The 20,053-nt window shown below is 69.7% G+C and carries 14 protein-coding genes and 1 pseudogene; 9 read left to right on the plus strand and 6 right to left on the minus strand.

The window, feature by feature from the left end:
* The first annotated feature begins 85 nt into the window (after nt 1-85).
* From ABZ915_RS43630 to ABZ915_RS43650, 5 genes and pseudogenes are all read left to right on the plus strand, one after another.
* Nucleotides 86-1,690: an FAD-binding protein gene (locus ABZ915_RS43630; protein ID WP_361815377.1), complete on the plus strand. Its 1,605-nt coding sequence runs from the start codon at nt 86-88 to the stop codon at nt 1,688-1,690.
* Nucleotides 1,687-2,019: a ferredoxin family protein gene (locus ABZ915_RS43635; protein WP_361815380.1), complete on the plus strand. Its 333-nt coding sequence runs from the start codon at nt 1,687-1,689 to the stop codon at nt 2,017-2,019. Before ABZ915_RS43630 ends, ABZ915_RS43635 begins: the two co-directional genes overlap by 4 nt.
* Nucleotides 2,020-2,103: 84 nt before the next feature.
* A pseudogene (locus ABZ915_RS43640) lies at nt 2,104-2,316 on the plus strand (4a-hydroxytetrahydrobiopterin dehydratase); the annotation flags it as partial.
* Nucleotides 2,317-2,447: 131 nt separating this feature from the next.
* Nucleotides 2,448-2,798, plus strand: a complete 351-nt coding sequence (locus tag ABZ915_RS43645) for a VOC family protein (RefSeq protein ID WP_361815382.1) — start codon at nt 2,448-2,450, stop codon at nt 2,796-2,798.
* Between the two features lie 438 nt (nt 2,799-3,236).
* Entirely contained in the window at nt 3,237-5,504 is a 2,268-nt protein-coding gene (locus ABZ915_RS43650; RefSeq protein ID WP_361815385.1) for a M4 family metallopeptidase, read from the plus strand.
* 109 nt (nt 5,505-5,613) lie between these two features.
* Here ABZ915_RS43650 and ABZ915_RS43655 read toward each other — a convergent pair whose 3' ends face one another.
* Both ABZ915_RS43655 and ABZ915_RS43660 read right to left on the minus strand, forming a co-directional pair.
* The gene (locus tag ABZ915_RS43655) at nt 5,614-5,823 is read right to left on the minus strand and encodes a CBS domain-containing protein (protein WP_361815388.1); all 210 of its coding nucleotides are present in this window, start codon (nt 5,821-5,823) and stop codon (nt 5,614-5,616) included.
* Between the two features lie 158 nt (nt 5,824-5,981).
* Nucleotides 5,982-6,977 carry a hypothetical protein gene (locus tag ABZ915_RS43660; protein WP_361815391.1) on the minus strand — a complete coding sequence of 332 codons (996 nt, stop codon included), beginning with the start codon at nt 6,975-6,977 and terminating at the stop codon, nt 5,982-5,984.
* Nucleotides 6,978-7,605: 628 nt separating this feature from the next.
* Here ABZ915_RS43660 and ABZ915_RS43665 point away from each other — a divergent pair.
* On the plus strand, nt 7,606-8,163 hold the full coding sequence (locus tag ABZ915_RS43665; RefSeq protein ID WP_361815394.1) for a hypothetical protein: 558 nt from the start codon (nt 7,606-7,608) through the stop codon (nt 8,161-8,163).
* Nucleotides 8,164-8,418: 255 nt separating this feature from the next.
* Here ABZ915_RS43665 and ABZ915_RS43670 read toward each other — a convergent pair whose 3' ends face one another.
* The 4 genes from ABZ915_RS43670 to ABZ915_RS43685 all read right to left on the minus strand — a co-directional run bounded on the left by ABZ915_RS43670 (nt 8,419) and on the right by ABZ915_RS43685 (nt 15,752).
* The gene (locus tag ABZ915_RS43670) at nt 8,419-10,023 is read right to left on the minus strand and encodes a carboxylesterase family protein (RefSeq protein ID WP_361815397.1); all 1,605 of its coding nucleotides are present in this window, start codon (nt 10,021-10,023) and stop codon (nt 8,419-8,421) included.
* A 137-nt stretch (nt 10,024-10,160) separates the two neighbouring features.
* The gene (locus ABZ915_RS43675) at nt 10,161-12,569 is read right to left on the minus strand and encodes a glycoside hydrolase family 3 C-terminal domain-containing protein (protein WP_361815400.1); all 2,409 of its coding nucleotides are present in this window, start codon (nt 12,567-12,569) and stop codon (nt 10,161-10,163) included.
* Nucleotides 12,570-12,750: 181 nt separating this feature from the next.
* Nucleotides 12,751-14,148 carry a PHB depolymerase family esterase gene (locus tag ABZ915_RS43680; RefSeq protein ID WP_361815403.1) on the minus strand — a complete coding sequence of 466 codons (1,398 nt, stop codon included), beginning with the start codon at nt 14,146-14,148 and terminating at the stop codon, nt 12,751-12,753.
* 170 nt (nt 14,149-14,318) lie between these two features.
* Nucleotides 14,319-15,752, minus strand: a complete 1,434-nt coding sequence (locus tag ABZ915_RS43685; protein ID WP_361815406.1) for a citrate:proton symporter — start codon at nt 15,750-15,752, stop codon at nt 14,319-14,321.
* Between the two features lie 181 nt (nt 15,753-15,933).
* Here ABZ915_RS43685 and ABZ915_RS43690 point away from each other — a divergent pair, with 181 nt between their 5' ends.
* The 3 genes from ABZ915_RS43690 (at nt 15,934) to ABZ915_RS43700 (ending at nt 19,283) form a co-directional block, all read left to right on the plus strand.
* Nucleotides 15,934-16,860 (plus strand): LysR family transcriptional regulator, encoded by a 927-nt coding sequence (locus ABZ915_RS43690; protein ID WP_361815409.1) that lies wholly within the window; start codon nt 15,934-15,936, stop codon nt 16,858-16,860.
* Between the two features lie 229 nt (nt 16,861-17,089).
* The gene (locus tag ABZ915_RS43695) at nt 17,090-18,307 is read left to right on the plus strand and encodes a CoA transferase (RefSeq protein ID WP_361815412.1); all 1,218 of its coding nucleotides are present in this window, start codon (nt 17,090-17,092) and stop codon (nt 18,305-18,307) included.
* Between the two features lie 25 nt (nt 18,308-18,332).
* Nucleotides 18,333-19,283 carry a CoA ester lyase gene (locus ABZ915_RS43700; RefSeq protein WP_361815414.1) on the plus strand — a complete coding sequence of 317 codons (951 nt, stop codon included), beginning with the start codon at nt 18,333-18,335 and terminating at the stop codon, nt 19,281-19,283.
* Nucleotides 19,284-20,053: the final 770 nt, after the last annotated feature.

Here is a 20,053-nt window from a genome sequence, read left to right on the forward strand (position 1 = left end):
GCACTGTTCGCCACCGGCCGCCTCAAACCCTGAAACGCAGACGAAGGAACGCACGCGAAGGAACGCAGAAGAAGGAACGCAAGCCATGACGAGCACCCCACCGGAACAGACTCTGTCCACCGACGTGTTGGTGATCGGCGGCGGCCCCGCGGGCACATGGGCCGCCATCAAGGCCGCTCAGGCGGGCGCCGACGTCACCCTCGCCGACAAGGGCTACACGGGCGCGAGCGGAGCGACGGCCTCCGTAGGCACCGGCATCTGGTACGTCGACGACGTCCCCGAGCTGCGCGAGGCCGCCATGGCGAGCCGCGAGGCACTCGGCGGTCATCTGGCCGACCGGGACTGGATGGCGCGCGTCCTCGACGAGACCTACGCACGCATGGACGAACTGGCCCGCGTCCAGCGCTACCCGTTCCCCGTCGCCAGCGACGGCCGTCAGCTGCGCGGTGACCTCCAGGGCCCGGAGTACATGCGACGGCAGCGCACCCGGGTGCAGCGGCTGGGAGCCCGCATCCTCGACCACACTCCGGCCCTCGAGCTCCTGACCGACACCGACGGAGTCGTCTCGGGGGCGCGGGCGCTCGACCGAGCGAGCGGTGCGATCGTCCGCATCGAGGCCGGTGCGGTGGTGCTCGCCGCCGGGGGATGCGCGTTCCGGTCCAAGACGCTCGGCTGCGACGTCAACACCGGGGACGGCGCGCTGCTGGCCGTCGAGGCGGGGGCGAGGCTGTCCGGGATGGAGTTCTCCAACGCCTACGCCATCGCCCCGAAGGGCACGTCCCTGACCAAGACCGCCTACTACTCCTGGGCGACCTTCTACCGCGCTGACGGCTCGGTCCTCGAAGGGGCGGGCAGCACCCGCGGCCGGTCATTGATCGCCAGGACCCTGCTCACCGAACCGGTCTACGCCCGCTTCGACAAGGCCGCACCGGAGGAGCAGCAGGCGATGCGCAGAGGCCAGCCGAACACCTTCCTCGTCTTCGACCGGCTGGGCATCAACCCCTTCACCGACCTGTTCGAGATCACCCTGCTCGCCGAAGGAACGGTGCGGGGGACGGGCGGTGTACGCATCGCCGGCCACGACTGCTCGACCGACGTCCCCGGTCTGTACGCGGCCGGGGACACCGCGACCCGCGAGCTGATCTGCGGCGGCTTCACCGGAGGCGGCAGCCACAACGCCGCGTGGGCGGCATCTTCGGGGAGCTGGGCGGGCCGCGGTGCCGCCGAGTTCGCCACGCGAAGGGGCCGTCCGGGAGGCGCGCTGCGCACCGTGGGGACGGCAGGCCTGCGCCCCACCGGCGCCGTCCGTATCGGCCACCGCGAGGTAGTCACCGCCGTACAGCGCGAGATCCTGCCCTACGACCGCAACTACCTGCGGCACGCGGACCGGCTCGAGCCGGCGCTGCACTCCCTGCACGGGACCTGGTCCGCGATCCGGGAGGGCCTGGGGGCGAGCGGCGAGGACCTCTTCCGTGCCCGGGAAGCCGCCGCGATGACGGCCCATGGCCGGTGGATGTGCCACGCGGCGCTGCGGCGCACCGAGTCGCGCGGTATGCACAAGCGGGCCGACCGGCCGGCGCTGGACCCGGCTCAGCACCACAGGCTGCTCACCGGTGGGCTCGACGAGATCTGGAGCAGCCCGGAACCGGCACGGGGACAACTGGTCACGAGCAGAGGCCGAGCCGCATGATCGAGATCGTCGACCCGGGGCGCTGCATCGCCTGTGACCGATGCATCGAGGTGTGCCCGACGCGCGTGTTCGACCGTGGCGCAGACGGAATTCCGGTGATCGCGCGGCACGACAGCTGCCAGACCTGCTTCCAGTGCGAGGCGTACTGCCCGACCGACGCGCTGTTCGTCGCCCCTCTGGTCACCGCGGTCACGGCCGGCTCGCGCTTCCACGACGTCACCGAGCTCGAGGAGTCCGGCCTGCTCGGCGGATACCGTCGTGAACTCGGCTGGGGCCGGGGGAGGAGGCTCGGTGCCCGTACCGCGGTCGGACCGGAGTATCCGGACTGAGCTGAATTCTTCGGGCTCCCCCGAGCCGTGCGGCAATAGCTGCATGCCGCTTCCATGTCCGAAGTGACCTGAGGTGAGGGCGAGATGGAGCAAGCACTGAGCCGCGAGGAGGCGTCCGAAGCAGTCCTCGACCACGGCTGGCGCTACTTGCTGGGCACGCTGCAGACGTCTGTCCGGGTCCGATCGCTGGCCCAGGGAATCAGGCTGACGTCACACGTCGTGGCGGTCTGCGGCGACGACGCCGATCGGCATCTTCGCGTCGACGCCGGCCCCGATCTGGTCGTGCTCACTCTGCAATCGCTGACCCGTACGGCGGTCACCGCCCGGGACGTCGCACTCGCGCGGGAGATCTCCGCGACCGTCCGCGAGGCCGGGCTGCGCGCGCGGAGCCGGGGATCGGGACGGGAGCACAGCGGTCCGTCCAGCTGGTGGAGATCGCGATCGACGCGTTGGACTTCGCCCGGATCCGGCCCTTCTGGAAGGCAGTTCTGGGCTACGCCGACGAAGTGGGAGGCGAAGGTCCGACGGAGCCGCTGGTCGACGCGTTCCGGCTGGGGCCCGCGCTGTGGTTCCAGCAGATGGACCGAGCGCGCCCGAAGCGCAACCGCATCCACCTGGACGTGAGCGTCCCGCATGACGAGGCGCTGCTGCGGGTCGGGGCCGCGCTGGCGGCCGGGGGTCGACTGGTGTCCGCACGCCGTGCTCCGGCGTTCTGGGTCCTCGCCGACGCGGAGGACAACGAGGTCTGCGTGACCACATGGCAGGGCAGGGACGCTTGAGTTGCGGTCGCTCAGGGCCACGGTCACTCCTGGTAGCGGCGGCAGTAGGCGCCATCACCAAGGGCGTCCACCTTCCCGTGGACAACCCCGACGATGACGACTGTCCCGCCCACACCGTCCGGCCTGACCGCCGGTCACCCCTATTCAGAGCCGCACGCGGCGGGTGCGGCCAAAAACCGGCACCGTCCGTTCCGATTTGTCTGATCCCCATGACCATTTCCAGCCGTTCAATTGACCGGCACATGACAGTACAGGCTGTGCGATGTCACCCTTGCACAGGAAGTTCACCGTTCCTTGACAGAAACACCGCGCGGTGCACCCGCAGCACCACCCCCCACCTCCTTCCACCCGCATGCCGTGCAGCCTCCAGACCGGCGCAATCCGCCGCTCCGTGCCGCCCGAGGTCCCATCACGGGCCGTCATATCGAAGGAGAACCCTTGTCCCTGCGAGATCGCATTCTTGCCCGGCGCAGACGCTCCGCCGCCCTAGCCCTCACCTCGCTGGGGTCTCTACTCGCCCTGAGCCTCCCCGGCCTCGCGACCGCCGCACCCGCCGATCCGGGCCCCGCGAAGATCACCGCCAAGCCGCGCGCCGGTGCTCTGCCTGCGTCACTGACGTCCGCCCGCCGCACCGCTCTGCTCAAGAATGCCCAGTCCGCGGCAGCCGACACGGCACGGCACATCGGCCTCGGCGCCAAGGAGAAGCTCGTCGTCAAGGACGTCATCACGGACGCCGACGGCACCACGCACACCCGTTACGAGCGCACCTACGCCGGCCTCCCCGTCCTCGGCGGCGACCTCGTCGTCCACGACAAGAGCGGCCGCACCACCGTCACCAAGGCGAGCCGGGCGGCTCTGGCCGTGCCCTCGCTCAGTCCGAAGATCCGTTCAGCCACCGCCGCGGACAAGGCCGAGGCGGCCTCGAAACGCGCCCGGGTCAAGGGCTCCGAGGCGGAGCGGAAGCCCCGCCTGGTGCTCTGGGCAGGCTCCGGAAAGCCCGTCCTGGCCTGGGAGAGCGTCGTGGAGGGCGTGCAACGGGACGGCACCCCGAGCGAGTTGCAGGTCGTCACCGACGCCACCACAGGCAAACAGCTCCTGTCCGCGGAGAAGGTGGACACCGGTACCGGCACCGGCCAGTACGTCGGCACGGTCCCGCTGGGCACGACCCAGTCGGGATCGACGTACCAGCTCACCGACCCGGACCGCGCGGGGCACAAGACGTACGACCTCAACCAAGGCACGTCGGGCACCGGCACCCTCTTCACGGACGACAACGATGTCTGGGGCGACGGCCTGCCGTCGAACCGTCAGACCGCCGGCGTCGACGTGGCGTTCGGCGCCGCGGCCACCTGGGACTACTACAAGAACACGTTCGGCCGCAACGGCATCCGCAATGACGGTGTGGCCGCCTACAGCCGCGCCCACTACGGAAGCAACTACGTCAACGCCTTCTGGCAGGACTCCTGCTTCTGCATGACCTACGGCGACGGAGCGGGCAACAACCACCCGTTGACCGCACTGGACGTCGCGGCCCACGAGATGAGCCACGGTGTCACCGCGGCCACCGCGGGCCTGAACTACTCGGGCGAGTCCGGTGGCCTCAACGAGGCGACCTCCGACATATTCGCCGCCGCCGTCGAGTTCTACGAGAACCTCCCGGCCGACCCCGGCGACTACCTGGTCGGCGAGAAGATCGACATCAACGGCGACGGCACCCCGCTGCGGTACATGGACAAGCCCTCCAGGGACGGTACCTCCCGCGACAGTTGGAGCTCCTCCCTCGGCAGCATCGACGTGCACTACTCCTCGGGCCCCGCGAACCACTTCTTCTACCTGCTCTCCGAGGGCAGCGGCGCCAAGACCGTCAACGGCGTCTCCTACGACAGCCCGACGTACGACGGCCGGCCCGTCACCGGCATCGGCATCCAGAACGCCGCCGCCATCTGGTACCGCGCCCTGACGACGTACATGACCTCGACCACCGACTACGCCGGCGCCCGCGCCGCCACCCTGTCCGCCGCAACCGACCTCTTCGGCGCCTACAGCCCGACCTACCTCGCCGTCGCCGACGCCTGGGCGGCGATCAACGTCGGCAACCGCGTCGCCCTCGGTGTCAACCTTGCCCCGATCGCCGACCAGACCAGCGGCATCGGCCAGGCGGTCAGCCTCCAGCTGGACGCCTACACCACCAACACCGGAGCGACCCTGACCTACGAGGCCACCGGGCTGCCCGACGGCCTGAGTCTGAGCCCGAGCGGTCTCATCACCGGCACGCCGACGACCCTCGGCACCGGTGACGTCGCCATCAAGGTCACCGACAGCACGGGAGCGTCCGTCTCCAAGACCTTCAGCTGGCGGATCGCCTACGTCTACGCCAACTCCACCCGCGTGGACATCCCCGACAACGGCCCCGCCGTGGAGTCACCGGTGACCATCACCGGCCGCGACGGCAACGCCTCCGCGACCACCTCCGTCTATGTGAACATCGTCCACACGTACCGCGGTGACCTGACCGTGGACCTGGTCGGCCCCAGCGGCACCGTCTACTCCCTGCTCAACCGCAGCGGTGGTTCCGCAGACAACGTCGACCAGACCTTCACGGTCGACGCCTCAACACAACCGCTCAACGGCACCTGGAAGCTGCGTGTGCAGGACCGGGCGTCCATCGACGTCGGGTACATCGCCCGCTGGCAACTGACGCCCTGACCCACAGCCGTCACACCGCTGCCCGGACCCGCCGGTCTGGGCAGCGGCGCGCCGACGTGTCCCGGCGACGTCGAACGGGCGTTGCAAGGTGCCCGGCGCACCCGGTGGCTCAGTCGGTGGACGGCGCCTGCCCCAGGTCGCCGACCTCGGGGTCGAGGAGGGAGCGGGCGACGTCTGCCTGGGCGACCATGCCGATCAGGTCGTGTCCGTCGATGACCAGCAGGCGGTGTACCTTGTGCTCGGTCATCGTGCGCAGAAACTCCTGTACGTCGTCGGCGCCGATGGTGACGGCTTCGCCCTGAGCCAGTTCCCCGGCCAAACAAGTGGCGGGGTCCTTGCCCGCGCCCAGCAGATGGGCAGGGCGCCGATCCCCTGCTCCCAGACGGTCTGGACCGTAACGCGCTCCCTTCCGGGATCTCCGGTCGGAGTGATGCCACCGCCCGGCGCTGTCCCGGGCGACGCCGATGGCCACCTCTATCACGATCTCGGGCTGCACCAGGTGGACCTCGAGAGTGCGCTGTGTTCCCCAGCCTGCCGTGAACGCCCATCCTTTCCACGGGTGCCCACCATCGCAGGCGGCCTGCGGTGTCGTGGCGGCCCACCAGCACCGTCCGCGGTGAGGGAGCCGGTGACGGCGCCGATGATGGCCTCGGTGGTGACCCGCACCTTGTACTTCCGCAATGACCGCACGGGCCGGTAGGGCACGTCGAGCCGCCTGATGCACAGCCCCAGGTCGAGGTGGCTGGCGGCGCGGTAGGCGAGGAACACGCTGCGGGTCTTGTCCCGGGCCGGAGGCAGCAGTTGTTCGCCCTCGGTGATGAGCTGGTGGGCGGGGCCGGTGTCGCCGAGGTCCAGGAGTGCTTGGCCGGAGTCCACCGCGAGATCGGCTTCGGAGATCCAGGCGCACCAGGCGGGCCGGTTGGTGCCGGCGTCGTTGAGGTGTTTCTCGGCTGCGGCGAGTGCGCGCAGTACGGGGCGTCGCTCGCTTCGGTCGCCTCGTGCGGCGAGGGTGCGGGCGAGGGGCAGTTGGAGCAGGCTGCGGGCGGCAGGGTGTTGGGCGTGGGTCAGGGCGTGGTTGAGGATGCGGGCGGCGGTGGGGTGGTCGCCTCGCCAGGCGGCCTGGTAGGCGAGGTCGCTCAGGAGGCCGGCGCCTATGTCGTGGTCTCCGGCTGCGTGGGCGTTGTGCAGGGCGGCGATCCAGTTCTGGCCGGCGTGGGTGTGGCGGCCCAGGTCGAAGCGGTGCCAGGCGACGGTTTGGGCCAGGAAGGCGGCGAGGGTGTGAAGCCGCTTCCCGAGGGCGGGCGAACGTCGGCTCCGGCCCGCGTCGAATAACGCGAGCCGGAGCCAAACGGGACACGGGAAGGTGATGGTGGTCAGTTCACGGATCGCACGGTGGGCATGGCGAGGGCGACCGGTCCCGTGCCGGAGCCGCTCTTGCAGGAGTCGTGGCAGTCCTTCTCCAGGCTGCAGCACAGTGAGCAGATTTTTCGATGTCAGCGAGGCGGAGCGAGAGCTCAGTGACAGCAGTGTCGTCGCCTTTGGCCCTCAGGGAGGGCAGGACGCTGAGCTTCCCCCTCCTCCGCCACCGCATCCTCCTGGGCTGACCACACCCTCCGTCACCACCGACTACGGAACAGACCCGCTCGTTTGACAGACCCTCCCTCGGAGCATCAGAAGGCCAGGTCGCGGCAGTCCTCCGTTGGAGTGGGCGCTGAGCCTGGTCGAGGCGTCGTCGTAGGGCGATCCGTAGAGCTCGGTGCACGAGGTGCCCGCGGGGTCGGTGCCGGTGAAGCGGCCGATGCGGGAGTCATCGTCGAAGTCGGCGGGCGTCGATCTTGACTCGAGGGCTTGATGTGGTCACGCCCTGGAGTTCGTAAGGGCCCTGCTCTTCGCCCGAACGTGGAGTCGCGCGGGGACGATTCTCCGTGAGCAAGCAGAGCAATAGCAGGAAGCGCAGGCGCTCCGCCGGTATTGCGACGCTCTGGAGCGCCGGCTGGACCCAGCGGCGGAAGGAGGTCCAGACGTCGAGTCGGCGCGTTCCTGGTTGCGGTGGGCACGCGACTGTGCGGAGGTTCTGGACCCGCTGACGCAACTGCCGACCATGCCGTCTGGGCTTTCGTTCGAGCCTGGAGACCTGAAGGGCGACATCGCCGTCTTCTTCACCCATGGCGCGCGACAGTCAGGGGACAAGTGGGCCGTTGGGGCCCAGACCCAACCCGACGCCGATCTCCTCGGCATGATCACCCTCGCCGGCCGAGGCCAGGACGACGCTGCCAACGCGGCCGTGAAGTGGATACGTGATCACTGCGCCGCCAACGACCTGGAGCTCGTCCGGGTCGAGAACCTCACCGACCGTTACGCCGAGGACCAGCGAACCGACTTCTCGCTCACGCGCTTCACGATCGCCCGGACCGAGGCCCCGGCCCTGGACGGCTGGACGCTGCCGAGGGGTCTGCCGTCCGCAGCATCCCGCGCCACCCGCCGAGCGCCGAGCATGCACCGGAAGGCGGCGTGGGCGGCCGTCTGCCCCCCCAACCGTCCCCGTGTCCCCTGTGTGTCCCCTGAATCTTGGTCTGAGGGAGTGAAGCAGGGCCGCCACGCTGGTGTGGCGACCCTCCTTCATACGTTACCGCAGGTAGAAACGCTTCTGCGCGTGTAGCGCCTGGTGGGGCGGGTGGGACTCGAACCCACGGCCAGCGGATTATGAGTCCTTTGAGGATCTTGGCGGGCCTTGCCGATCCGTGCCGCTTCATGGCGTTCTTCCAGGTCAGGCGTGTACATCTGTGTCGGCCTTGCATAGTCTTTGTCGGTTGGTTCCTGTCCTTGCGGTCCCTCTGTGGTCCCTGACGCTCCCTGAGCAGGGACGGGGGCTGGCGCGGTGGCTGATGCTCCGTTTTTCCAGCCCCCGCCCTCCTCAGGGGTGCTGTGTGCCCGGCATCGTGTCCCAGAACGCGCACTGGTGTTCCGTCGAGTACCGGTCATCGTCGATCAGGGCACTCCTGCCCCCTGCCCGCAGCGACAGCATCAGGCCCTTGCCCCTGTGATAGCCGGGCCAAGCCGTCTGCCGGGCGACGGACGGCCGGCCGGTCTTCGTGAACGCGCCCCAGTACCGCGTCATCTCGCGGGCGAGCCGGCGCTCGTCGGCGTTGAACAGCGGGGCAATGGGTGTGCCGTTGTTGAAGCTGGGCCAGATGTAGGCGAGTTCCGCGGCGTGGCCGGCCCCCCAGACGTAGCCGGGGATCTGCGTAAGGCCGGGGCCGGTCCGGTGGTCGAACTCGTACGCGTAGGTGGGGGTGTACCGCTCGAGGGTCCGGGCGAGTGAGCGGAGCCCGCACCCGCCGATCCCCGAGATCATCCCCGAGTCGGTCATGATCCCGCCGACCAGGTACGCCGCGGTGTACCGGTCGGACGTGTCCGGCCAGGGGTAACGGGCGAGGACCTCGTCGGCGCGGGCGCCGGCGATGCCCTGGACGAAGGCGAGGTAGGCCTCCTTGCCCGCGCCTATGTAGCCCGCGGCGAATGTGCGGCCCTCGTCACGGGTGGCACCGACGACCACGGGCACACGGGTGAACTCCCCGCTGTCCAGCGCCTCGCCTACCTTGGTCGGGAACGTCGGGGTCCCGTCCACGAAACCGGCCGAGAAGGTCCGGCTCGCGTCGAGGAGCGTACCCGCCGGAACCGACCGCAGACAGTCGAGGACGGCCGCCCGGTCCGGGCCGTCACAGCCCGCCTGCCGGGCGAACGCCGTCCCGGCGGCCTCCGCCCGGGCCTGCGGCCCGCTGGGGCAGGAGCCGCTCTGGATCATGGCGCGGGTGAACAGCCCGCGCGAGCCCGGCGACACCAGATGGCCGCAGACGGACCAGCCGCCCGCGGACTCGCCGTCGATGGTGACCTCACCGGGGTTCCCGCCGAAGGCGGCGATGTTGCGCTGCACCCAGCGCAGCGCGGCCTGCTGGTCCATGAACCCGTAGTTGCCGGACTCGCCGCCCTCCTGGGTGAGGGCGGGCAGGCCGAGGAAGCCGAAGGCGCCGAGTCGGTAGTTGAGCGAGACGCCGATGACACCCGTCTCCTTGACGAGCTTCGACTCGTCGTTCTGCGAGCCGCTGCCGTTGGTCAGGCCACCGCCGTGGATGAAGACATGCACCGGAAGACGGGCGCCGGCCCGCACGCCCGACGGCCGCCACACGTTGACGTCGAGGCAGTCCTCGGTCTCGCTGCGCGGTCCGTTGCCGCTGGGCAGTACGGGGCAGGGATTGCCGAAGTCGGCCGCCTCCCGAACACCGGTCCACCGCGCCGTGGGCTGCGGCGGCTTCCAGCGCAGGGCGCCGGTGGGCGCCGCCGCGTAGGGGATGCCCAGGAACCTCTCGACGCCGTTCGAGGTGGCGCCGCGCACGGCGCCCTTGTCGGTGGGTACCACGGTCGGCGCACTCGCGGACGCCGTCGCGGGCAGCAGCCCGACGACGGCGAGGGACATGACCAACGCGCCGCCCAGGACAGTACGGATTCTGCTGGCAGTCATGGATGGGGACCTCTCTGGCCGGGTGCCGGCCGCATCGGTGCGGCCGGCACCCTTGCTGGTGGGGGCAGGGAGCCGGGCCGGGGCCGGCCCGGCATCAGACGCCGCTCGTCACCCGGCCGATGTTGCGAGCCGGACGGTCAGCGGGTGACGTCGACGCCGCCGTGCAGGGTGAGCGTCCGTGACGAGGAGCCGACCCACACCTCCCGGTGCCCGGTGCCGAGCACCCAGGAGTGGGAGGACGAGTTCCAGTACTTCAACTGCTGTGCGTCGACCCGGATGCGTACGGTCTTCGACTGACCGGCGCGCAGACGCACCTTCTGGTAACCGCCGAGCGAGCGCACCGCCTGGGGCGCGGTGGTCTTCGGGCTCGCACCGACGTAGACCTGGGCGACCTCGTCACCGTCGCGGTTGCCGGTGTTCTTCAGGGTGAACGAGACGGTCAACTCGCCGTGACTCTGCCGGACCGCGAGGTCGCGGTAGACGAAGGAGGTGTACGACAGGCCGTAGCCGAAGGGAAACAGCGGGGCGGCCTTCTCCTTGTCGTACCAGCGGTAGCCCACGTAGACGCCCTCGGAGTAGTTCTCCTGGTTGTCCACTCCGGGGTACCTGAGCGGGTCGCCGGCGACCGGTGTGACGGACTCGCTCGCGGGGAAGGTCTGCGTGGTCTTGCCCGACGGGTTCACGTCGCCGTAGAGCAGCCGGGCGGTGGCCTCCGCCCCGTTTTCCCCGGGGTAGTACGTGTCGAGTACCGCCTTGACCTTCGACAGCCACGGCATGGTGATCGACGATCCCGTGTTGAGGACGGCGATCGTGTTCGGGTTGGCGTGGGCGACGGCGGAGATGAGCCCGTTCTGGTCGGCCGGCAGGGAGAGGTTCTTCCGGTCGAAGCCCTCGGTACCGTCGTCGTAGGCGAAGACGATGGGGGTCTTCACCTGGCGGGCCAGGGCCACGGCCTGCTCCCGGGCGGCCCGCGCGGCCTGCGGGGTGACCCAGTTCAGCCGGATCTTGGCCGGTGCGCCCTGGATCGCGAGGGCGCCGGCTGTGAAGCTGTGCGTTCCCGCCGTGAGGTGCACCGTGGCGCTGCTGGAGCCCAGGAAGCCGGTGATGACGCTGCTGCCGTCGATCTTCAGCGTGCCGTACGCGGCGGGAAGGTCGTAGACGAAGGAGTAGTCGCCGTCGGCCGGCACTGTGAGGGTGCCGGTGTAGTCGAAGGAGGCGTCCGGTGTGACGGTGATCGTGCCGTCCGAGCCGACCGGCAAGGCGGGGCTGAGGGCCGTCGCGGGAATGGGGGCTCCGGTACTGTCGACGCCGGCCGCGTAGCGCACCGTGGCATTCCGGCCGGCCCGCTGCGTGATGGTGGCCAGCGGCGAGGCCGCGGAGTCCGGTACGACATGGGAGCTGCCGCCGCCGGTGACCTTCGGCGTCTTCGCGGTCGGGCCGATGAGTCCGATGCTGGTGTTCTTGCCGGTCAGCGGTAGCGCCTTGCCGGTGTTCTTCAGCAGGACCGAGCCGGATTCGGCCACCTTCTGCGCGATCTTGGCTCCGCCCTTCGGGTCGCGTGCGGGCCGCCGGCCCGCGGCGCCGTCGAGGAGACCGAATTTGTTCATCTGGCCCAGGATGCGGGCGACCGAGTCGTTCAGCTTCGAGACCGGAATGGTGCCGTTCGTTATCGCGGACTTCAGTTCGTCGCCCAGAAAGACGCCGCTCGGCATCTCCTGGTCGAGGCCGTTCACGATGTCGGTCGTCGCGTGGGCCGCACCCCAGTCCGACATGACCCAGCCCTGGAAGCCCCACTGCTCTTTGAGGATGGAGTTGAGCAGTTCGTGACTGCCGCAGCCGTGGCTGCCGTTCACCGAGTTGTACGAGCACATCACCGCACCCGCGCCGGCCTTGACTGCGGCCTCGAAGGCGGGCAGCTCGATCTGACGCAGGGTCTGCTCGTCGACGTTGACGTTCACCCCCATGCGGTTGTCTTCCTGGTTGTTCTCCGCGTAGTGCTTGACGGTGGCGATCAGGCCCTGGCTCTGAACGCCCCCGATCTCGCCGGACACCATGCGGGAGCTGAGCAGTGGGTCCTCGCTGAAGGTCTCGAAGTTCCGCCCCGCGTACGGCACCCGGATGATGTTCGTCATCGGTGACAGCAGGACGTCCTGGCCGAGCGCACGGCCGTCACGTCCGACGACCTGGCCGAACGTACGGGCCAGTCGGTCGTCGAAGGACGAGGCGAGCGCGACCGGCGCCGGCATCGCGGTGGCGTGCGCGTTGACCCGTACGCCCGCCGGACCGTCGGTGAGCCGCAGCTCGGGGATGCCGAGGCGGGGAACCCCGGGGATGTATCCGGCCTGGCCGAGCGCACGGGGATCGGTGCCTCCGTGGACGAAGGACAACTTCTCGTCAAGCGACATCCGGGCGATGAGGGCGGCCACGCGGGGAGACACGCTGACGGTGACCCGGGCGTCGCCCGCGCCCGAGGCGCCGGGGGCCACGACCGTGCCCGCGGCAAGGAGCACCGCGCTCGCTCCCGCGACCAGGGCCGCGCGGCGCAACCGGCCTCTCCTGCAACGTCGTATCGATGTGCGATTGAGCTCCATGCGGGCTCCTCGTCTGATGGACGGATTTGAGAGGGCGGATCGGGCTAACGGCGGACGACGGCAAGCGACTTTTTCTGCCGGTCTCCGGGTTGTGTCCGCCACGGTGGTGGACCGGGTGACCGCCACGTGCGGCCGACTACCGGGACTGTTCGAAGAGCCAGTCGATGACCACGTCGTTCTCGTACGTCTGGGCCCATGCGAAGTGCGGGTTCACCGGTGTCGTTCCGGGCGTATAGCTCGTGAACAGGACGTGACTGCGCGCGGCCCGGGCCTGCCGGAGGAGTTCCCGCGACCGGGCCTCGAACTGCGCCTTCGGCAGACCGTTGGCCCACTCCCCGCGGCTGACCGGTGCACCGGCGGTCTCCAGCGCGTTCATCAGTGTCCAGGTGCCGGGTTTGCCGAACCGGCCCTCCCGGTAAGGGACGACCGGGTCGTCGACGGAGTGGTCGGCCCACATCGGAATGTGCCTGATCCTCTCCATGGCGGCCGCGTCGCCCCAGCCGGCCGTGGGCAGGGCCGCCGCGAACACCTCGGGTCGCTTCGCCAGCAGGCTGTAGATACCACGCCCGCCTGAGGACAGGCCGACGACATAGAGCCGGTCCGTGTCCACGCTGCGGGCGTGCTCGCTCACAAAGGTGTCGATGAGTTCGATCAGCGCGGCCTGGACCTTGGCGTCGGTCCAGTCCGTGCCGTCGGGCCCGTCCATGGGACGGGGCAGGGGGATCTGCGGGGAGAGGACGAACGCGGGGTTGCGGCGCTGTCGTTCCGGTTCGGCGAACGTGACCGCGATCCGGTTGGCAGTGAGCTGGGTCATGTTGTTGTCCGCGACTTCGCCACCGCCGTGCAGGGTGACGACGAGCGGGTACCGCGTGCGCCTGTGAGGATCGCGTACGAATCCCTCGGGCTGGTACAGCCGGAAGTCCAGTTCAAAACCCGCGGAGTCGGTGAAGGAGCCGGCGGCGAAGTCGTCGACCACGGGAGTGATGATGTCGTTGTTCCGGCTCGCGAACGGACCAGCCTTGAGCACCGGTTCACCTCCCGGGGTGCGCACGTCCGCGACCTGTCTGACGGAGTAGGCGCGGTCGAGCGGGAGGGGATCGGTGCCGGCGGCCCGCGCATTGGAGTCGTTCGGGTCGAGCTCGACGATCAGACGGTCCCCCGGCCGTCCGGGGTCGGATCGGTCGTCCACTTCGGCGGCGGTGTTCGAGTAGACCCGGGTCACCGTGCGAGCCGCTGTCCGCCGCCCTCCCACAGTGGCGTTCACCTGGAAGGCGGAGGGCGGGATGGCCCCGCCGCGTAAGTCGATGCGATGCGAGTACTGGATGGCGACGGCTGTCACCAGCCAGTTGTTCCTCGGCGTCACCCGCGTGACGAGGTCCGTTCGCAGGACCGGATTGGGTCTCCAGGCCGCCTGTCGTCCTTCGGATGCGGATGTCGTGGTGTCGGCGGCCGCGGCGGCCGCCGTGCTCACGGCCGGCGCCGTGACCGCACCTGCCGTGACGGTGAGCACCGTGCGTCTGGTGATCCCTCTCATGGGTCCTCGTCTCGGTCGGTGGGGCACCCGGACCAGGTGCCTCTGTGTGGATCCGGTCGCCCGCCTCCGGACTCCCGGAAGCGGACGGCACGTTGTGGGCCCGAGCGGCATCGCGGTCGCTGCCGGGAGTCCGCGGCCGGCGGAGGCTCCGCTCAGGCCCGGGACGCCGGTCACAGGGAGAAGGCGCCGGTCACCAGGGCGCCGGCGGTCATGACGAGGGTGGTGGCGAACGCCCAGCGGAAGATGAAGCGCTGATGTTCGCCGAGGGACACACCGCTCATGCCGACCAGGATGAACGTGGACGCGGTGAGCGGGCTGAGCGGGAACCCCGTGGTCATCTGGCCGAGGACGGCGGCCCGGGCCACCTCGGCCGGGTCCGTACCGAACCCGTTCGCGGTCTCGGCGAGTACCGGCAGCACCCCGAAGTAGTAGGCGTCCGGGGTGAAGAGCAGGCTCAGCGGCATGCTGGTGACGGCCACAGCGACAGGCAGGTGTGACCCGAAGGAGTCGGGGACGACGGAGACGAGCGCCTCGGCCATCTCGTCGAGCATCTTGGTGCCGCTGAGGACTCCGGTGAGGACGCCGGCCGCGAAGATCATCGTGGTGACCAGGACCACGCTCTTGGCGTGCTTGTCGAGCAGCGCCTGTTGCTGTTCCCAGGTGGGGTGGTTGACCAGCACCGCGATCGCGAACCCTAGGACGAACAGCACCGGAAGCGGCAGCACTTCCTGAATCAGGCAGACCACGAGGGCGACGGTGAGCAGGAGATTGAAGATGTTCAGCCAGGTACGCGGCAGCGGTGGGATCCGGACGGTGCCGGGCCCGTCTCCGGGGGATCGGAGGGGCTGCCGCTCGTGCCCATCGGCCGCCGTGGTGGTGGCCCGCCCGCTCGACTCGGCAGCCGCGGCAGTCGTCGAAGCTGCGGGTTCACGGTCGTCCCACTCGTCCTCGTCCTTGCGCACGTCCGTGGCCGGACCCTGCGGGGACAGCGCGCCGAGACGGTTGCGCTCCCGGCGGCCGAGCAGGTACGAGGCCACTAACACCCAGGCGATGCCGAAGCCCATCGCGGGCAGCACGGGGTTGAAGACCTCGGAACTGTCCAGTTTTAGCGCCGCCATGGCGCGTACGGTCGGGCCACCCCAGGGGATCATGTTCATCACGCCCGCGCCCAGGCAGACGACTCCGGACAGCACCAGGGGGTTCATACCGAGCCTCTTGTAGACCGGCAGCAGCGCAGAAACGGTGATGAGGAAGGTGGAGGCGCCGTCGCCGTCCAGGGCCACGCACAGCGTGAGGACGGCCGTGGCGACGGTGATCCGCAACGGGTCGCCCCGCGCCACGCTCAACAGACCGCGGATCAGGGGATCGAAGAGCCCGGCGTCCACCATCAGGCTGAAGTACAGGACTGCGAAGGCGATCATGATGCCGGTGGGGGCCACCTTGGACAGCCCGCCGAGAATCAGCTCGCCCAGATCGCCCGCGAAGCCGCCGATGAGCGCCGCCAGCACCGGAAGCAGGATCAGAGCGACCAGCACCGAGGCGCGTTTGGTCATGGTGAGCAGCAGTATGACGGCGATCGTGGCGAAGCCCAGGGCTGCCAGCATGGCGGCGCTCGCTTTCTCGGGGACGACCCTCGGCGGCGGTAGGCGGGGGCTGGGCGGGGACAGACCGAGGTGTTACGCGAGAGTTTCGAAGCACCAACGGATCGGTGTCCAGCATCAAACCGAGATCTGTTCATGCGATAAGCGCATCAATTCAAGCAGGCGCGCCCTATGCTCGTGGGCCATGGAGGCCACCACCTTGCGTCAACTGGCGGCGTACACGGCCGTCGCCCGTGCTGCGAGCTTCACCGCGGCCGCCGCGGAGATGCACGTGTCCCAGTCCTCGCTCAGCCGCGCGGTCGCGGACCTGGAGCGACTGCTCGGCGTCCAACTCCTCGAACGCGACACCCGTAATGTGCAGTTGACCGCGGCGGGCGTCGAGGCCCTGCGTATAGCCGAGCAGATCGTCACCGCTCACCGGGCGGGCATGAAGGAGCTCAGGCGATTCCTGCTCGGCGAGTCGGGAACAGTCGCCGTGGCCACCCTTCCCTCGGTTGCCGCGGTACTCCTGCCGCAGGTGATCTCCGACTTCCGCGAGCGGCGGCCGCAGGCGGCGGTACGGCTCCTCGACGGCCTGGAGCGGCTGGTACTGGACCGGGTCCTGTCCGGTGACGCCGACTTCGCGATCACCACCGTCGGGAACCCGCCCGAGCAGTTGGAGCACCGCCCCCTGGTCAGGGACCGCTTCGTCGCTGTGCTGCCGGAAGGCCACCCCCTCGTCGACCGCAACGAGATCGCCTGGGACGACCTGGCTCGTCAGCCGTTCCTGGCCGTCGGGCGCGACTCCAGCGTGCGCCGGCTCACCGATGCGGCGTTCGCCCAGATCGACGCGCACGCGGTACCGGCGGCCGAGGCGGGCGGTATCGCGACCGTGGGCGGACTGGTGGCCGCCGGGCTCGGCGTGTCGGCGATGCCTGCCCTCGTGCTCCCGCTGATGGGTGCCGGGCCCGTCGTCTGCCGCCCTCTCGTGGACCCCGTGGTGCACCGGCGCCTGGACATCGCGCTGCGCGTCCGGCGAACGCTCCCCACCGTGACGGAGCGGTTCCTGGAGACGCTCGAACAGTTCCGCCTCCAGCGCCGCGCTCTTCCGCCCGGGGCCTCCTGGGCATGAGGCCGCCTGTGTGCAGGGGACCCCGAGGCTCCGCGCCACCCGGGTCACCCAACGCACCCACCCCTTCCCGATCCATGCGTTCTTCGCATTGATTGATGGCCTTCTGTTGCTCGACAGGCATTTCTCCGCTCCTGCAATCTGAAGACCCGAGCCGCGACGACCGTGTTGCGCCAACGCCGACGACGCGGTCGGGAACCAAGGCGAACTGCAGGGGCGAGGGAGCACATCGGTGTCGGACGACGAGCGGAACACCACCGGACGCGGGCAGTTGCAAGGGCTGAAAGTGGTCGAGTTCGCCCATGTGGTGGCCGGGCCGCTGGCGGGCTCGATGCTCGCCGACCAAGGGGCCGACGTCGTACACGTGGAACCCCCCGGCACCGGAGACGCAGCCCGCGCCATGGGGCCGCAACGTGACGGTGTCCCCCTGTGGTTCAAGGTCGCCGGCCGTAACAAACGCTCGGTCACCCTCGATCTGCACCACGAGGCCGGCCGGGCCGTCGCCCGCCGACTCGTCGCCTGGGCCGACGTCGTCATCGTCACCCTGCGCGCCGGGCGCCTGCACAGCTGGGGACTCGACTGGGACTCCGTGCACCGGATCAACCCCCGGGCCGTACTGCTGCAGATCTCCGGCTTCGGCGCCACCTCGTCACGGGCGGACGCCCCAGGCTTCGGCAAGATGGGTGAGGCGCGCAGCGGAGTCGTCCACCTGACCGGCTTTCCCGACGGCCCGCCCGTCCACACCGGCTTCTCGCACGGCGACGCCGTGACCGGCCTGATGGGCGCCTACGCCGTCCTCGCCGCCCTGCACCGCCGTGACCACGACCCCGGGTTCGACGGCGAGTGGATCGACCTCGCCCTCTTCGAGTCCCTGTACCGTCTCGTCGAGTGGCAGGTCATCGTCCACGACCAGTTGGGACAAGTGCCCGAACGCTCCGGCAACCAGCTGGCGGTCGCCCCCGCGGCTGTGATCAACACCTACCGCTCCCGCGACGGCGAGTGGATCACGGTGACCTCCGCGACGCTGCGCTCGGTCCGCAACATCGCCTGCCTGCTGGGACTCCCCGAGAAGGAGTTCGCCACGGCGCGGCAACAGCACGACCGGCGGGGACAACTGGACGAGGGCCTGCGGAACTGGGTGGCGGAGCGTGGCACCGGCGAGTGCCTCGAAGAGTTCGCCCGCGCCGAAGTCGTGGCCTCACGGGTGTTCGACGCCGCGGACATCGCCGCCGACCCTGTGTATGCCGAACGCGAAGACATCGTCACCGTCGATGACCCCGACCTCGGTCCGGTGCGCATGCAAGCGGTGATCCCGCACTTCCGGCAGCGGCCCGGCCGGGTCTGGCGGACGGGTCCCGCCCTCGGGCAGGACAACCACCTCGTCTACGGGCAGTGGCTCGGACTCAGCGAGAACGAGCTGGCCGACCTGGAGAAGAGCGATGTCATCTGAAACGTCTTCAAAGAGGCTTGCCGAGGTGGACGCGGGAACGGTCGACCGGCCCCCGCTGCGCTCCCTGCTCTTCGTCCCCGGCACTAGAACCGACTGGCTGCCCAAGGCCCAAGCGGCGGGCGCCGACGCGGCCATCCTCGACCTGGAGGACGCGGTGCCCGCCCCGGGCAAGCTCGCTGCCCGTGCGCAGGTGGCCGACGCCATCGCGCGGGCCGCCGCCGCGCCGGCCGATCAGGCGGGACGGATGGCGCTGTTCGTCCGTGTCAACCCGCTGGACGGTTGGGCCGGGGTCGAGGAACTGCGCGCGATCGTACGGCCCGGCCTCGCCGGCATCGTGCTCCCCAAAGTCTGCTCCGCCCAGGACGTGAAGCTTGCGGACCGGCTGCTGGGCTGGTGCGAACAGGAACAGGGCCTGTCCCCGGGACAGGTCGCCCTGACGCCCCTGCTGGAGACGGCCCGTGGCTTGCGCGAGGCCTACGACATCGCCCGAGCCGTCCCGCGTATCGCCTACTTGGGCGCTCTCACCGCACCCGGCGGCGACGTGGAACGCGCTGTCGGTTACCGCTGGAGCCCAGAGGGAACCGAAACGGTGGCACTGCGCTCCCGCGTTCTGCTGGACGTCAGGGCAGCCGAAGTGCCGTGCCCGGTGAGCGGATTGTGGACGCGCATCACCGACCTGCCGGGGCTCCGCGCCTTCGCCGAACAGAACCGCTCCCTCGGCTACGAGGGGATGATGGCGATCCACCCTTCCCATGTCCCCGTGATCAACCAGGTGTTCTCTCCCAGCCTCGACGAACTGGACCGCTGCGCAGAGCTGATAGCGGCGGTCGAGGCGGCACAGGAGGACGGGAGGGGCGCTGTGACCTTCCGAGGCGAGATGGTCGACGAGGCCATGGCCTCTACGGCACGCCTTGTTCTCGGACGACACAGGGCGCAGATTCGGGTGACTGATGAACTCCCGCCGTCCGGCCTGTGATCACGTAAACGCCGCCCGCTACCAGCAGCAGATGATCTGGTGGTCGATGGGCAGGCAGACGGACCGGCGTTCGGCATGGCGACGGGCCGTCGGCCGGCGCTGAACATTTCAGAGGTTCCCCGCAGGAGCCACCCGCACTTTGCCATGCGCCTGCCTCTCGAGCGCATCCCCTCGGACTTCGCCGACGCCGGCCCCGCCGCGATCTCCGTGGAACGGTTCTTGGCCCGCCGACCGCAGCTCCTCCAGCATGCCCACAAGCGCAGGCCGGCACGCGGTGGCGGAAGAGCCCCAGGTCGACCAGGGCGCCGGTGGTACGGGGCAGTGCCCGACCAGGGTGAATCCGCCGAGGACGAGTCCTCCAGGCCGCTGTTCTCGAAAGAACAATCGCAAGCAACGCGGTCATCACAAGTGCGACCGCGTATGACTCCTCCGGCGCGCAGGCCTGCTGCCGGGTACGACATCCGCATCACCACGATCACCGCGTCCGGCCGAAGGGATGGCCCGCGCGGGAGGCGCTCCGCCGCCGCAAGGACAATCACGCGCCACCGGTCAGCGAAAGGCGGTCACAGCGTGGACGGCGGCCCGGTTACTCGCCGTATCGGCATGAGCAGTGTCCGGTCAGGGTGTCAGGTGATCTTGAGGCGACCCCCGTGGCGTGGACACTCTGACAATGGGTCTTGCAGATCCAAGGGAAGGTGTCCTGGTGGGACGTAAGTCTCCGTATCCGGCCGAATTCAGGAACGACGCTGTCGCGCTGTACCGCGCGGCGG

Origin of the sequence: Streptomyces sp. NPDC046915 (assembly GCF_040644935.1) — a bacterium.
In the GTDB taxonomy this organism is placed as follows: Bacteria; Actinomycetota; Actinomycetes; order Streptomycetales; family Streptomycetaceae; genus Streptomyces.

Bases quoted from the DNA above. Each gene is read 5' to 3' on its own strand.
- ABZ915_RS43680 (WP_361815403.1), bottom strand. From the start codon at position 14,148: ATGAGAGGGATCACCAGACGCACGGTGCTCACCGTCACGGCAGGTGCG.
- ABZ915_RS43630 (WP_361815377.1), top strand. From the start codon at position 86: ATGACGAGCACCCCACCGGAACAGACTCTGTCCACCGACGTGTTGGTG.
- ABZ915_RS43670 (WP_361815397.1), bottom strand. From the start codon at position 10,023: ATGACTGCCAGCAGAATCCGTACTGTCCTGGGCGGCGCGTTGGTCATG.
- ABZ915_RS43690 (WP_361815409.1), top strand. From the start codon at position 15,934: ATGGAGGCCACCACCTTGCGTCAACTGGCGGCGTACACGGCCGTCGCC.
- ABZ915_RS43665 (WP_361815394.1), top strand. From the start codon at position 7,606: ATGCCGTCTGGGCTTTCGTTCGAGCCTGGAGACCTGAAGGGCGACATC.
- ABZ915_RS43685 (WP_361815406.1), bottom strand. From the start codon at position 15,752: ATGCTGGCAGCCCTGGGCTTCGCCACGATCGCCGTCATACTGCTGCTC.
- ABZ915_RS43635 (WP_361815380.1), top strand. From the start codon at position 1,687: ATGATCGAGATCGTCGACCCGGGGCGCTGCATCGCCTGTGACCGATGC.